Source organism: Acholeplasma hippikon, from assembly GCF_900660755.1.
Classification (GTDB): domain Bacteria; phylum Bacillota_I; class Bacilli_A; order Acholeplasmatales; family Acholeplasmataceae; genus Acholeplasma; species Acholeplasma hippikon.
Window position 1 is genome coordinate 240411 of sequence record NZ_LR215050.1, and the last position, 14620, is coordinate 255030.

Sequence of the window (14620 nt, forward strand, 5' to 3'; positions counted from 1 at the left end):
TATATGGAAAAAAGAAATTTAAGTCTGTTAACTGACTTCTATGAGTTAACAATGGCAAACGGATTTTTCTTAGATGGTAGAGAAAATGAAATTGCCGTATTTGATGTATTCTTTAGAAGAGTTCCAGATGATGGTGGTTATGCTATCTTAGCTGGATTGGAATCAATTATTGATTACATTGAAAATTTAAAATTTACAGCTGAGGAGATTGAATTCTTAAGATCTAAGAAGATTTTTTCGGAAGGTTTTTTAAATTATTTAGCAAACTTTAAGTTCACTTCTGATGTTTTTGCAATAGAAGAAGGAACACCAATCTTCCCAAATGAACCAATCTTTGTTATCAAAGGACCAATTATTGAATGTCAATTAATAGAAACAATGGTATTACTTTCTTATAACCATCAATCTTTAATTGCAACGAAAGCATCTAGAATTGTCAGAGAAGCAAAAGGGAGAGCAGTACTTGAATTTGGTGCACGTCGTGCACACTCATATGATGCTGCAATCATTGGGGCAAGAAGTGCTTACATCGGTGGCGTGATTGGAACTTCTAATACTATCTCTGATATGTACTATGGCATTCCAGCATTGGGAACAATGGCGCATTCTTATGTTCAAAGTTTTGATAGTGAATATGAAGCATTTAAGTCATATGCATTAAATTATCCGGATAATACAGTCTTATTAGTGGATACTTATGATACCTTAAATCAAGGTGTGCCAAATGCAATTAAAGTACATAATGAAGTTTTAGTTCCAATGGGTAAGAAATTAAAAGGTATTCGTATTGACTCAGGAGACTTAGCTTATCTTTCTAAAAAAGTTAGAGAGATGTTAGATAATGCTGGTTTAACTGAAACTACAATTACAGTATCTAACTCATTAGATGAATATTTAATTCGTGACTTGATTGTTCATCAAGATGCAAAAATTGATACATTTGGCGTTGGGGAAAGACTAATTACTGCAAGAAGTGAAGCGGTATTTGGTGGTGTATATAAATTAAGTGCAATCGAAAGAAATGGAATTTTAGTTCCAAGAATTAAGATTTCTGATAATGTAGCAAAAACAACCATTCCTGGATTTAAACAAGTTTATCGTTTTTATGATGAAAACAATATGGCAATTGCCGATGTCATTACTTTATTTGATGAAGTAATTGATGAATCTAAACCATATATGTTATTTGATCCAAATGCACCATGGAAAGAAAAATTAGTTTCAAACTTTAAAGCAGTTCCTTTATTAACTAAGATATTTGATAATGGTAAATTAATTTATAAGAAACCATCATTAAAAGAAATTAGAGCAAAAAAAGAACAATTATTTGGTACTTTATGGAAAGAAGTTATTCGATTACAAAATCCTCATGAATATTATGTGGACTTATCAAAACCACTTTGGGATTTAAGACAAGAAATGATTACAAAACATAGATCAAGATAGGAATAACATTTAAAATTATAGATATATGCAAGGCGAAATATCAGAAAATACAAAGCGCATGTTATATGGTAAAAAAACATGGCTTCAAATGCTTTTACTTTCTTTACCGATTTTAATTAATAATCTAATTAAGTCATTTAATGGTATGGTTGATATTTATTTTGTTTCAAGAATGGAAGGATCATCTGAAACAATTTCATCAGCTATAGCTGCACTTAATTTACATGAAACCTTTAATAACTTAATTCTAGCTTTAGGCGTAGGACTATCAATTGGTGCAATGGCTGTTGTTTCGCAGTTTATTGGCGCAAAACGTTATGATAAAGCCAAATACTTTAGTGGGCAATTTATTGCATTATCTGTTATTGTAGGAATCGTATTAACAATTTTCATCCTAGTAACTTCGTGGTTAATTATTCCACTCATGGGTGCTAAAGGACAAACATTTGAGTTTGCCTTTTCTTATTTTAATATTCGTTCATTTGAACTTGTTGGGGTTGTATTCTTTACAGTATATCAAGCAATTAGACAATCTCAAGGTTCAACAGTTTTACCTACGATATATAATGTTTTAGGAATCTTATTAAATATTGTACTGACTTGGTACTTTGTATCTGTTCTAAAAATGGGTGTCATGGGAAGTGCCTGGGCGACATTAATTGGTAACATGATTTTTGTTCCATTCATGTTATTGGATTTATATCGTTCAAAAAAATATATCAAATTAAAAACTAAAGATTTATTACCAAGAAAAGAATCAATTAAAGAACTGTGGCCATTTGCATATCCTGCTGCTTTATCACATGCAATTACTTATTTTGGATTCTTTATTATTAATGTGTTTGTTCAAAGGGTTTATGGGGATGATATTTCAAGTGCATTTGCAACTGGGAATAAACTATCATCACTCTTAATGAATCCAATATATGCAATCACAACCATTTCTGCAGTTTTTATTGGGGCAAACATAGGACATGGTAAACCAGAACGTGCAAGGAAAATTTATAATGAATCTGGCGTGATGACATTTTCTATCACAGTAGTTGCAATCACGATTGCGATTATTTATAGAAAACCATTTGTTGAAGCACTTGTTGGGCCAGGTAATCCTTATTTAGTTAAGGTATCTATCGAATATACGATTTGGTTACTATTAACACAACCAGCGATGGCAATTTTCCAAAACTACATGGCTATTTTCAATGGTAGTGGTAATAGTGATTTGGGTATGAAAGCTCAATCATTTAGATTATGGGTTTTACGAATACCAATGTTAATTATTTTATTTATATTTTTTAAAAATTTAAGTTATTCAATTGTATGGATTGCGATGAATGTTTCAAATATTCTTGCTTTATTCCATGCGCATCACCTCACAAAAAGAGTGAGTTTAGAAGTAAAAGTAAATATAGAAGATGGAGGACAAACCGCATGATACACGTTGTGTTATGTCAACCTGAAATTCCACAAAATGTTGGAAATATCATGAGAACTTGTGTTGGTTCAAATGTTAGGTTACATTTAATCGAACCAATTAGTTTTAAAATTGATGATGCGAAATTAAGAAGAAGTGCAGTAGATTATTATGATCACTTATACTTTGAAATTCATAAAGATTGGGAATCATTTACTAAAGACAGAAAAGGTAGATATTTCTTCCTAACCCGTTATGGAAAGCATCGTCATTCTGACCCAGACTATAAAGCAATTGATGAAGATATTTATCTAGTCTTTGGATCAGAATCATATGGAATTGATCGTAAGTTATTAGCAGAAAATGAAGAATTTACATTTAGAATTCCAACAAATGATAAAATCAGAAGTTTAAATGTTTCAAATGCAGTTGCAATCACCGTATTTGAAGTGTTAAGACAACTTGACTATCCGTCATTGTTTGATCATGAGCCGGATACGTTAAAAGGAAGCAACTACTTAAAACAATTTAAAGGAGAATAAAATAGTGGAAAAAATAAAAAAGGTAAAAAGAGTTCAAACCGTAGGTGAGGAAATTGCAAATAGCGTTTCACATGGTGTAATGGCAATATTTGGTATTGTTGCATTAATTTTGTTAGTAGTTAAAGCAGGAAATGATGGTTGGAAGTTAACTTCAGCCTTAATTTTTGGAATTTCAATTATCATGCTTTATACAATGTCAACACTGTATCATGCATTAGCTTTTACTAAAAGTAAAGGTTTATTTAAAAGATTTGATCACCTATCAATTTATTTATTAATTGGTGGAACTTTTGCACCGAATTTACTATTATTACCATCATTAAGAGAAAACCCAATGTTTGGTATTGAAGGATTCTTAAGTGAAGGTATATTCTTATTTATTTGCCAATGGATATTAATTATTATTGGTGTTATCTTTAAATCCATTTGGGTAAAAAAATATCAACCATTACACGTTGCTATTTTCTTACTTATTGGATGGAGCGGATTATACTTTATTGTAGATTTATATCAATTTGCACCAGCTGCAATGTGGCTTATCCTATTAGGTGGAGTAAGTTATTCAATAGGTGTAGTATTTTATAGCCTATCAAGAATTAAATACTTCCATTTTATTTGGCATTTATGGGTTGCATTAGGAACTGTGTTACAATTTTGTGCGATTTACACATATTTAATGGGATAAACCCCGATAAAACTTGAATTATTATATATAATAAGTTACAATTTAGACGTATAGAAAAAGGAGCAATTGATATATGAAAATCATAGCTGTTAATGCTGGAAGTTCCAGCTTAAAATTCCAATTACTTGAAATGCCAGAAGAAAAAGAAATTGCATCAGGTATCGTTGAAAGAATTGGTAATAAAAATGCAGAGTTCACTTTTAAATTTAATGGTGAAAAATTTGTAAAAAAAGGTGAAATTTTAGATCACTCTAAAGCTGTTGAATTAGTTATCGAAGGATTATTAAAACACGGCGTAATTAATAAGTTAGAAGAAATTGAAGGTGTTGGTCACCGTGTCGTTCAAGGTGGAGAATTATTTAAAGATTCTGCAGTTATTGATGATGAAGTTGTAGCTAAAATTGCTTCATTAAATGACTTAGCACCACTACACAACCCAGCACATATTATTGGTATTAATGCATTTAGAAAAGCATTACCGAATGTTATCCAAGTTGCTGTGTTTGACACAACATTCCATCAAACAATGCCAGAAGAAAGTTACTTATATAGCGTTCCTTTCGAATGGTATGAAAAATATGGTGTTAGAAAATATGGTGCACATGGTACATCTCACCAATATGTTTCAGAAATCGCTGCAAAACGTTTAGGTAAAGAAGATACTAAGATTGTTGTTTGTCATATCGGAAATGGTGCATCAATCACTGCTGTTAAGAATGGTAAATCAGTCGATACATCAATGGGATTAACTCCACTTGAAGGGATTCCAATGGGAACACGTTCAGGTAACGTTGACCCAACAATCTTTGGCTTAATTGCTAAAAAAGAAGGTAAATCAATTGATCAAATCTTAAATGACTTAAATAAACATTCAGGTTATTTAGGCGTTTCAGGTGTTTCACATGACTCACGTGATATCGTAGATGCTGCACATCAAGGAAATCACAGAGCACAATTAGCAATCACTATCCAAGCGAAAAGAATCGCAGATTATATCGGTTCATACTTCGTGTTAATGGGTGGATTAGATGCAATCGTATTCACAGCAGGAATTGGTGAAAATGCTAAAGAAGTTAGAGAAGCTATCGTGGATAGATTAAGCGCTGTTGGAGCTAAATTAGACCCAGTTGCAAACAATTCACGTGGTGAAAAAGAAATCTCAGCAGCAGATTCTAAAGTTAAAATTTGGGTAATTCCAACTAACGAAGAAGTTATGATTGCAAGAGATGTTATGAGATTAAGAAAATAACTTTAATATTTAAAATCAGGAGAAATCCTGATTTTTTTGTTGGATAAAATTAGGAAAAAAATAAGTTTTCATTTATAATGAATATAGTAGTTTTTAAAGAGGTATTTATGAAAAAAGTATTTGTTGTAGCAGCAAAACGTAGTGCAATTGGATCATACTTAGGAACATTATCAAACATAAGCATGGTTGATTTTTCAGCACAAATTTTATCGCAGATGCTTGATAACATAAATATAGATAAAAAGGTTATAGATGAAGTCATTATTGGTAATGTGATTCAAAGTAATCATGGTCAAGGTATTGCTAGACAAATTTCAATGAAAGCTGGTATACCTGAAAATGTAGCTGCATACAGTATCAATATGTTATGCGGTTCAGGAATGAAATCAGTGATTAGTGCTTTCCAGTCTATTCAGTCTGGAGATAATAACCTTGTTATTGCTGGTGGTGTTGAGTCAATGAGTGAAGCACCATTTTACATAACAGGGCATACAAGAAAAGGTATGAAACAGGGTAACCAAGAAATTATTGATAGCATCTATAAAGATGGACTCATCGACCCATTTAATCATGTATTAATGGGGTATACTGCAGAAATGATTGCAGAAAAGCTAAATATTAGTCGTGAAGAACAAGATCAATATGCATACAAGTCTCAAATGAAAGCAATTCATGCATCTGACACAGGTTTCTTTAATAAAGAAATTTTACCAATTACTATAAAAGACAGAAAAAACATTCATATTTTTGATAAAGATGAGTTTATAAATCGAAATTCAAATTTAGAAAAGATGCGTACGTTAAGAACTATTTTTAAAGAAAATGGAACAGTAACAGCGGCTACATCAAGTGGTCTAAATGACGGGGCAAGTTTTATATTACTTGCTAGTGAAGAAATGGTTACCTCATTAAATTTAAAACCAATTGCAGAAGTTATTGCAACTTCAAAAGCTGCACTAGATCCAATGTATATGGGATTAGGTCCAACCTTAGCGATTAATAAAATATTAGAAAAAACAAAAATGAGTTTAGCTGAGATTGATTTAATTGAAATCAATGAAGCATTTGCAGCACAAGTTTTAGGTGTTGTAAAAGAATTAAGTGTATCGAATGGAATTGATATAGAAAGTATTTTAAATAAGTTAAATATACATGGTGGTGCAATCGCATTAGGACACCCACTTGGTGCTTCAGGAAATAGAATCTTAGTTAGCCTCATACATGAATTACACGAATACAATAAAACATATGGTTTAGCAAGCTTATGTATTGGTGGTGGCATGGGCACTGCAGTATTAATTAAAAGAATTTAGGTGATATGATGCAACAAAACGTTAAAATATTCGATATTATCGAATTAGAAATTAAACGTATGGGAATTAATGGAGAAGGTATTGGATACTACCAAAAATTAGCTATTTTTGTTGAAGGTGCTTTACCTGGAGAAAAAATACTAGCACAAATTACAGAAGTTTTTGAAAATAGAGCAATTGCCAAAGTACTTAAAATTCTTGTACAATCAGAAAACCGAACAACACCATTTTGTCCAGTGTTTGACGAATGTGGCGGATGTCAAACCCAACACTTTAACTATAGTGCAATGTTAAAACAAAAGAAAGATATCTTAATTAAGTCTTTTGATCGTTATTATAAAAATTATGATAAACAAATTTTTGCAGAACCTATTGGTATGGAAGACCCAATGCACTATCGCAATAAGGCAAGTCTACCATTCAAAAAAATAGATGGAAAAAACCAATTTGGAATGTTTGCAAGAAACTCTAATCGATTCATTGCGATTGAGGATTGTGGTGTCCAACACCAAAAGATTAATGAAGTATTTAAAACAATTACTGAATTAATGGATAGATATCAACTTGATGCGTATGATTTTGAATCAAAAACTGGATTCATATCTCATGGTGTGGTAAGAATTTCAGAAAACTTAGATGAAATTCAAGTTTCATTTATTGTTCCTGAAAGAGTTGTTGAAATTGGATATATTGTTGATGACCTTATTCAATTACACCCTGAAATTGTATCTGTATTTGAAATTGTTAATAATGATACAAAAAAAGATACATTTTATACCAATGAATCGTATTTATTATTTGGTAAACGGACCATTAGTGAAGCATTAGATGGCAATAACTACATGTTAACGCCGGATACATTTTTTCAGTTGAACACAACTCAAGCAGATAAGTTCTATAAAAAAATGGTGGAACTAGCTGATTTAAAGCCTAACGAGATTGCCATTGACGCATTTGCAGGTGTGGCACCTGTATCACATTATGTCTATAAATATGCTAAAAAGGTGTATGCAATCGAAATTAATAAAGAAACATCAGATACTGCAAAAGAAGCACTAAACTTCAATAATGTTACAAATGTTGAAGTGATCAATAGTAGTTTTAAACAATCAACTAATCTTTTAATGAATGAAAATATTGATGTTATTTTCTTTGATCCTCCACGCTTAGGCTTAGGATTTGATGGCATTGATATGGTAAAAAAATTATTTCCAACTCGAATTGTGTATGGTTCATGTAATCCCTCAACACTCGCTAAAGATATTAATGAATTAAAAGATTTATATGATATTAAAACAATAGTGCCTGTTGATATGTTTCCATTCACAAGTTTAGTTGAATCCATTACATTATTAGAAAAAAAGAACTAAGTTTAGTTAAATAATATATATAAATACATCTCATTATGAGATGTATTTTCTTGAGCCTTTAATTTGAGTTATTTAGATATATCGGTATAATAAGTAACATGTGGAAAAACATATTCATCATGAATATTAGAAGGAGTAAATATGGAAATTTTTAATCAAACAGGATTAAATGTCTTGGCTAACATTATGATACTAATTGTTGGTGGATTAATTTTAATAAAGTGTGCTGATATCTTTGTCGATAGTGCATCAAGCCTAGCCAAAAAATTAAAGATATCAACACTTGTGATTGGATTAACAATTGTTGCATTAGGAACATCATTACCTGAATTAGCGGTAAGTTTAGTTTCAGCAATTAAGGCAAAGGGAACATCTGATTTAGCATTGGGCAATGTGATTGGATCAAATATCGTGAATATTACTTTAATTTTAGGTATTGGCCCATTATTTGGTACTATTTTAGTTGGAAAAAATATACAAAAACGTGACATTCCATTCATGATTTTGGCTACAGTTATGTTTGTATTATTTGGGTTTTTATTCAATACGGATCAAAGAATTGTTTGGTATGAAGGTATTATTTTACTATTAATTTGTGCGTTATACATTTATATTTTAATTAGAAGTTCTAAAAATGAAGTAAATCATGAAGAAGAGCATGAAGTTAAACCATTTACTAAATGGACAATTCCATTATTAATAATTGGTGCTGCAGGAATTGCAATTGGAGCTGAATTGGTCACAACGCCTGCTACATATTTAGCAGAAACTGCAGCAGTTGCATTTGGAATGACGAAAACTGCTGCAACAACTTTAGTAGGATTAACTATTGTAGCAGTTGGAACTTCATTACCAGAATTAATGACAACAATTGCAGCAGCTAAAAAAGGGCAAAATAATATGATTTTAGGGAATGTCATTGGCTCTAACATTTTAAATATCTTATTCATTATAGGCTTATCTTCAACAATCACAAATCTTAAGTTTAATGAAGCTATTTTAATTGATTTAGTAATTATGCTTGGTGTGACAATCTTTGTATCACTATTTGCGATTAAAGGAAAACTTACAAAAAATGTTGGTTTAATTTTAATTGTTACTTATATTTTTTACGTGGTTTACTTAGTTTTAAGAACATTTGGAGTATTATAAAAAGAAGGCATATCAAAGCTTACTTTTAATTAGCCAACTATTAGATGAATGTCAAGTGTTTAACAAATAATAGTTGAAATGATAAAAAGACATGCTAAAACAGATGTCCATGAAACACCTTATTTTAAATCTTTGATAATTAAATACGGTTAATGAGAAACAGTATATACACTATTGTTCTTTAAAATGGAACGAATAACTCTAAGGAGCTTCTTAGTAACGTGGCCAATAATTGTTAGGTAATGCTTTCCTTCAGATTTTTTCTTCTCATAGTAAGCGTTAAAAACGGGGTCATGAATAACCGCTACCTTAGCAGCTTGAAAGATGGCCCATCTCAAAATAGATGATCCACGCTTTGATATCTTAAAGCTGCCTTCATAATTACCGGATTGATAAACAGATGGATCAAGACCGGCATATGCTAGTAAGGCATCATCTGATTTAAAACGATTGATATCACCAATTTCGGCTAAGATGATAGCACCGGTCTGAGTACCAATGCCGGGAATACTTAAAAGGGTGGTTTTAGATTCAGTGATATGGTGTTCTAACAATTGATTAATTTGGTCAATCTGACTTTCAATAGTTCTAATGGTTTGGACAGATTGTTTGATGGATAGTGATAAAGATGCACTATCTATACCAATTGAATCTTTAACTAATGTTTTAATGAGTTCAACTTTTGCTAAACCATGTCTACCTTTAGAAGATTTCTTAAGAAGTTCAGATAACGTATTTACTCTAACGCGTTTTAGTTCTGATAATGAAGCATACGACGATAAAAGTGTTAATGGGGCGTTAGATAAGATATTCTTGAATACGGTATGATATTCAGGGAAAGCCTGATCTAAGAATGCGTGAAGTTGATTAGTTATTTGATTTAATTGTTTTTTTAAAGATTTTCTTTGTCTAACAAGTATTTTGAGTTCATCAATATGATATGATGATAGTGTATAGGGTTTGAAATCGTTTTGGTTTCGAATGAGAAACATACAAATGGCCTTGGCGTCTATAGAGTCAGTCTTCGTTTTACGAACTGAGGAAGCCTTTCGGTCCATATTGGTTAATAATGGATTAATAAACATTACATCGTATCCCTCGAGGATTAAGAAGTATAAGATATTTCTAGAGTAATGTCCAGTAGATTCAAGCCCTATACGCACATTAGAATCTTTGAAGAACTCTTTGGCCAATGAAATTTGCTCAAGGAGTTTTTTATAGCCTTGACGTGTATTATCGATTGTAAAGTGTTTATTAAATACTTCACCTAATGCATTCATAATGAAGATGTCATGTTTATTTGAGGCGACATCAATACCTACTAGAATCATAAGATCCCTGCCTTTCTTTGATGAACACGAAGCTTAGCGCTGCAGACTTTAATGAATGTAACCTAATTAGAAATAACCAGTCATAAAATGCTGTATCCAACTCATAACCATATTTAATTAAAGTCACAGATATATCCTATTTTAACCAGTCGTAAACGCTGTAGGGAGAATATAAACTAGTCTGTGATATCATCATAAGTTTATTATAGTGGACAATCACTTATAAATAAAAAAATAACATGTAAATTGTCTTACATGTATATATTAGGAGAATATATGAGAGCTTTAATAGTAATTGATGTCCAAAAAGGATTGATCGATTTAAAAAAAGAAACAAAAATTATTGATAAAATTAATGAATTAATCAAAAAGTTTAGAGAAAATAATGACAAAATTATTTTTGTTAGACACTGTAGTGAGCATAAAGAAGATTTCTTTAATAAAGAGAATGAAGGATCTAAAATTTCTGAAATGTTAGATTATCAAAATGAGTTTGTTGTAGAAAAATATACACCGAGTGCATTCTTTCAAACAACACTAACATCATATTTAAAAGATAATCAAATTGATGAACTATATGTTACTGGCTTTAATAGTGAATATTGTATTGCATTTACATCAATTGCTGCCTATGATAGAGGATACAAAGTTAAAATTGTAGAAGATGCAATTGATACTGTAAATAAAGGTAAAATTTATGGTTATAAATCATTAGATATTACTGATTTTTTACTTACTGTAATTCATAATTCAAATGTAATTGAACTTGTTGAAACTGAAAATGTAAATTAGATTAGATGTAAAGAAAAAAATATATTTTTTGAATTCTAGGAAAATTTAAGTCAGGCTTTGTTTTATGTGTTAAAATGAAAACAAGTTATGGAGGAGAGAAAATGAAATTTCAAGATTTTAAATATGAAAGAATTGATAAAGAACAAGCTAAAGCTAAAATGACAGAGCTTAAAGAACAATTCGAAAAAGCAACTTCTGCTCAAGAACAATTAGAAATTATTAAAGCATATAACGACTACAATGATTACATTGATACAATGTTCCAGCTTGCTAGCGTTAGATATACAATTAATACAGCTGATGAGTTCTATGCAGCAGAACAAGATTATATGGATGAAGCAGCACCAGAAATTACTGAATTTAATGTATTATTTGAAAAGGCTGTTGTTGAATCAAAGTTTAGAACTGAATTAGAAAAGGAATTAGGTTCACTATTATTCAAACAATATGAGTTAGGTATTAAAGTGTTTGATGCATCAGTGATTGAACTTATTCAAGAAGAAAATAAATTAAATTCAGAATATACTAAAGTTAGAGGTACAGCTAAAATTGAATTTAATGGCGAAACTTACAATTTATCAAGTATCGGTAAATTAACAACAGATAAAGACCGTAATATTCGTCGTGGGGCATCTTTAGCGGTTGCAAACTGGTATAAAGAAAACGAAACTAAAATTGATGAAATTTATGATAAAGCAGTAAAAGTTCGCACTGAAATTGCTAAAAAATTAGGTTATGAAAACTTTATCCAATTAGGTTATGACCGCTTAAAACGTGTTGATTATGATGCTTCAGATGTTAAAAAATATAGAGAACAAATTTTAAAAGATGTAGTTCCTTATGTTGAAGCATTAGAACGTCGTCGTGCAAAGCGTTTAGGTATTGAAAAACCATTATCATATGATTTAAACTTAAACTTCTTATCTGGTAATCCTACACCAAAAGGGGATATGAAACACTTAGTTAATCAAGCAATGGAAATGTATGATGAAATGAGTAAAGAAACATCAGCATTCTTTAGAATGATGGTAGAAAAAGACTTATTTGATTTAGAGAGCAAAGCAGGTAAAGCATCTGGTGGTTACTGTACTTATTTCCCTAAATTTGAAGCTCCATTTATTTTTGCTAACTTTAATGGAACACAACATGATGTGGATGTATTAACACACGAAGCAGGGCATGCATTCCAAGTTTATACATCAAGAAACTTACTTCCAAGCCAACGTTGGCCAGGATATGAAGGTTGTGAAATTCACTCAATGTCAATGGAATTCTTAGCATGGCCATGGATTCAAAAATTCTTCCAAGAAGATACTGAAAAATATAAATTTAGTCACTTATCAGGAGCAATTACTTTCTTACCATATGGTGCATTAGTTGATCACTTCCAACATGAAGTTTATGCTAATCCAAATATGACACCAGCAGAAAGAAAAGCCACTTGGAAAGCATTAGAAGCTAAATATCAACCATGGAAACAGTATGATGAGGAAGACCCAACAAGCGAAGGTTTATGGTGGTTCCGTCAACTTCATATCTTTGATTCACCATTCTATTATATTGACTACACATTAGCTCAAGTTATTGCATTTGACTTCTGGGGTAGAAATCAAGTAGATAGAAAATCAACTTGGGATAACTACTATGCATTATGCCAATTAGGTGGTTCAAAGAGTTTTGTAGGTTTATTAAATGCAACTAACTTACCAGTTCCATTCAAAGAAAATACAATCGCTCGTATCATGGCTCCACTAAAAGCATATTTAGATCAAGTGGATGATACTAAATTTTAATTGATTACTAAACATCTATCGTTATGATAGGTGTTTTTTATAGATTTTCATGTGATTATAAAGAAACCATATTAAGTTAAAACAATATTTTTAATTTCATGGTATACTTTATAAGGCAATTAGCGTATGAATTAATATTTAAGTGTCAAATAAGTAAGAAAAGAGATTTTATGAATACATTTAGTAATTTAGGTTTAAATGAAAAAATAGCAAAGTCAGTGGCATTTGTTGGTTATACTGAACCAACACCAATACAAGTTGAGGCAATTCCACATTTATTAGCAAAGAAAGATTTATTAGGAAGTGCCCAAACAGGAACAGGTAAAACTGCAGCTTTTGCGTTACCAATTTTACAACATATCTATGAATCTTTAGATTTTACAAAACCTCGTAAAATTGAGGCATTAATATTAGCCCCAACAAGAGAGTTAGCAACTCAAATTGGTGAAAACTTCACCAAATATTCGAAGTTTATTAATATCAAAAACACAATAATTTATGGCGGAGTTAGCCAAAAGAAACAAGAAGAAGCACTTAGAAAAGGTGTTGATATCTTAATTGCTACTCCGGGTCGATTAATGGATTTAATGGAACAAAAAATAGTTAAATTAGACCATGTGAAATATTTGGTTTTAGATGAAGCAGATCAAATGCTTGATATGGGGTTCATCAAAGACATCAAAAAAATTATTAGTCATATTCCAAAAGAAAGACAATCAATGTTGTTTTCTGCAACTATGCCAAAAGAAATTGAAAAATTAGCTACAGAAATGTTAGTTGATCCAGTAAGAATTGCGGTTGCACCTGTAACTCAAACATTAGATATTATTTCACAACGTGTATATCATGTTAAAAAGAAACAAAAGATAAATTTATTAGCACATTTACTTGAAACTGAAAATATGAAACGTGTCTTAATTTTCGTTAGAACAAAACGTAATGCAGACCGTTTAGTTAAAAATTTAGCTGAGTTGAACATTCATGCAGAGCCAATTCATGGTAATAAATCACAGGCTGCACGTGACAGAGCATTACTTAATTTTAAAACAGGAAAAACTAAAATCCTGGTTGCAACTGATGTTGCATCTCGTGGATTAGATATTAGTGGACTAGACTATGTTTTCAATTATGAACTTCCAGAAATTGAAGAAACATTTATTCATCGTATAGGTAGAACTGGTCGTGCTGGTAAAGCAGGTGAAGCAATTGCCTTTGTCAGTGATGAAGAAAAAGATTTATTAAAAGATATCGAAAAACATATCAATTTAAAACTTCAAGTATTCCCTCACCCATTCATGGATGAAAAAGAAAAAGAAGTTGTAAAAGATGTGAAAACAACAAAAGAAACAAAGAAGAATCCTTCAAATAAAAAGAACGACCAAAAGAAAAAGGTTGAAAAACAACCAGATTACCTAAGATTTAGAGGATATGATCCTAAAAAGAAAAAAAATTCAAAGAAAAAGTCGGATTCTTTTGAGCAATATAAGAAAAAGAAAAATCCTTATTATCAATCAAAGAGTAAATAAGGTATAG

At 30.9% G+C, this 14620-nt stretch carries 12 protein-coding genes; 11 read left to right on the top strand and 1 reads right to left on the bottom strand.

The genetic code is table 11. The features are described from left to right. Positions 1–3 precede the first annotated feature (3 nt). The 8 genes from EXC59_RS01190 (at position 4) to EXC59_RS01225 (ending at position 9171) form a co-directional block, all read left to right on the top strand. Complete coding sequence (locus EXC59_RS01190; RefSeq protein ID WP_035369110.1) at positions 4–1446, top strand: nicotinate phosphoribosyltransferase; 1443 nt, start codon at positions 4–6, stop codon at positions 1444–1446. Positions 1447–1471: 25 nt separating this feature from the next. Next, positions 1472–2881, top strand: a complete 1410-nt coding sequence (locus EXC59_RS01195) for an MATE family efflux transporter (protein ID WP_162163994.1) — start codon at positions 1472–1474, stop codon at positions 2879–2881. Then, positions 2878–3402, top strand: a complete 525-nt coding sequence (locus tag EXC59_RS01200) for a tRNA (cytidine(34)-2'-O)-methyltransferase (protein WP_084145172.1) — start codon at positions 2878–2880, stop codon at positions 3400–3402. The genes EXC59_RS01195 and EXC59_RS01200 overlap by 4 nt, the downstream gene beginning before the upstream one ends. Before the next feature lie 4 nt (positions 3403–3406). Next, on the top strand, positions 3407–4087 hold the full coding sequence (gene trhA, locus EXC59_RS01205) for a PAQR family membrane homeostasis protein TrhA (protein WP_035369113.1): 681 nt from the start codon (positions 3407–3409) through the stop codon (positions 4085–4087). 73 nt (positions 4088–4160) lie between these two features. Then, positions 4161–5336 carry an acetate kinase gene (locus EXC59_RS01210; RefSeq protein WP_035369114.1) on the top strand — a complete coding sequence of 392 codons (1176 nt, stop codon included), beginning with the start codon at positions 4161–4163 and terminating at the stop codon, positions 5334–5336. Between the two features lie 107 nt (positions 5337–5443). Next, complete coding sequence (locus EXC59_RS01215; protein ID WP_035369115.1) at positions 5444–6649, top strand: thiolase family protein; 1206 nt, start codon at positions 5444–5446, stop codon at positions 6647–6649. Between the two features lie 8 nt (positions 6650–6657). After that, positions 6658–8019, top strand: coding sequence for a 23S rRNA (uracil(1939)-C(5))-methyltransferase RlmD (rlmD, locus tag EXC59_RS01220; protein WP_035369116.1), 1362 nt, complete (start codon positions 6658–6660; stop codon positions 8017–8019). A gap of 141 nt (positions 8020–8160) precedes the next feature. Next, positions 8161–9171, top strand: a complete 1011-nt coding sequence (locus EXC59_RS01225; RefSeq protein WP_051659009.1) for a calcium/sodium antiporter — start codon at positions 8161–8163, stop codon at positions 9169–9171. 149 nt (positions 9172–9320) lie between these two features. On the opposite strand, the gene EXC59_RS01230 is transcribed toward EXC59_RS01225, so the two are convergent. After that, the gene (locus tag EXC59_RS01230; protein WP_035369117.1) at positions 9321–10502 is read right to left on the bottom strand and encodes an IS110 family RNA-guided transposase; all 1182 of its coding nucleotides are present in this window, start codon (positions 10500–10502) and stop codon (positions 9321–9323) included. Between the two features lie 276 nt (positions 10503–10778). Here EXC59_RS01230 and EXC59_RS01235 point away from each other — a divergent pair, with 276 nt between their 5' ends. The 3 genes from EXC59_RS01235 to EXC59_RS01245 all read left to right on the top strand — a co-directional run bounded on the left by EXC59_RS01235 (position 10779) and on the right by EXC59_RS01245 (position 14613). Then, complete coding sequence (locus tag EXC59_RS01235) at positions 10779–11294, top strand: isochorismatase family protein (protein WP_035369118.1); 516 nt, start codon at positions 10779–10781, stop codon at positions 11292–11294. Positions 11295–11395: 101 nt separating this feature from the next. Then, entirely contained in the window at positions 11396–13087 is a 1692-nt protein-coding gene (locus EXC59_RS01240; RefSeq protein WP_035369120.1) for a M3 family oligoendopeptidase, read from the top strand. Between the two features lie 170 nt (positions 13088–13257). Continuing rightward, positions 13258–14613 carry a DEAD/DEAH box helicase gene (locus tag EXC59_RS01245; RefSeq protein ID WP_035369122.1) on the top strand — a complete coding sequence of 452 codons (1356 nt, stop codon included), beginning with the start codon at positions 13258–13260 and terminating at the stop codon, positions 14611–14613. Positions 14614–14620 lie beyond the last annotated feature (7 nt).

Bases quoted from the DNA above. Each gene is read 5' to 3' on its own strand.
- EXC59_RS01245 (WP_035369122.1), top strand. From the start codon at position 13,258: ATGAATACATTTAGTAATTTAGGTTTAAATGAAAAAATAGCAAAGTCA.
- EXC59_RS01200 (WP_084145172.1), top strand. From the start codon at position 2,878: ATGATACACGTTGTGTTATGTCAACCTGAAATTCCACAAAATGTTGGA.
- EXC59_RS01190 (WP_035369110.1), top strand. From the start codon at position 4: ATGGAAAAAAGAAATTTAAGTCTGTTAACTGACTTCTATGAGTTAACA.
- rlmD (WP_035369116.1), top strand. From the start codon at position 6,658: ATGCAACAAAACGTTAAAATATTCGATATTATCGAATTAGAAATTAAA.
- EXC59_RS01210 (WP_035369114.1), top strand. From the start codon at position 4,161: ATGAAAATCATAGCTGTTAATGCTGGAAGTTCCAGCTTAAAATTCCAA.
- EXC59_RS01230 (WP_035369117.1), bottom strand. From the start codon at position 10,502: ATGATTCTAGTAGGTATTGATGTCGCCTCAAATAAACATGACATCTTC.
- EXC59_RS01240 (WP_035369120.1), top strand. From the start codon at position 11,396: ATGAAATTTCAAGATTTTAAATATGAAAGAATTGATAAAGAACAAGCT.
- EXC59_RS01225 (WP_051659009.1), top strand. From the start codon at position 8,161: ATGGAAATTTTTAATCAAACAGGATTAAATGTCTTGGCTAACATTATG.
- EXC59_RS01195 (WP_162163994.1), top strand. From the start codon at position 1,472: ATGCAAGGCGAAATATCAGAAAATACAAAGCGCATGTTATATGGTAAA.
- EXC59_RS01215 (WP_035369115.1), top strand. From the start codon at position 5,444: ATGAAAAAAGTATTTGTTGTAGCAGCAAAACGTAGTGCAATTGGATCA.
- EXC59_RS01235 (WP_035369118.1), top strand. From the start codon at position 10,779: ATGAGAGCTTTAATAGTAATTGATGTCCAAAAAGGATTGATCGATTTA.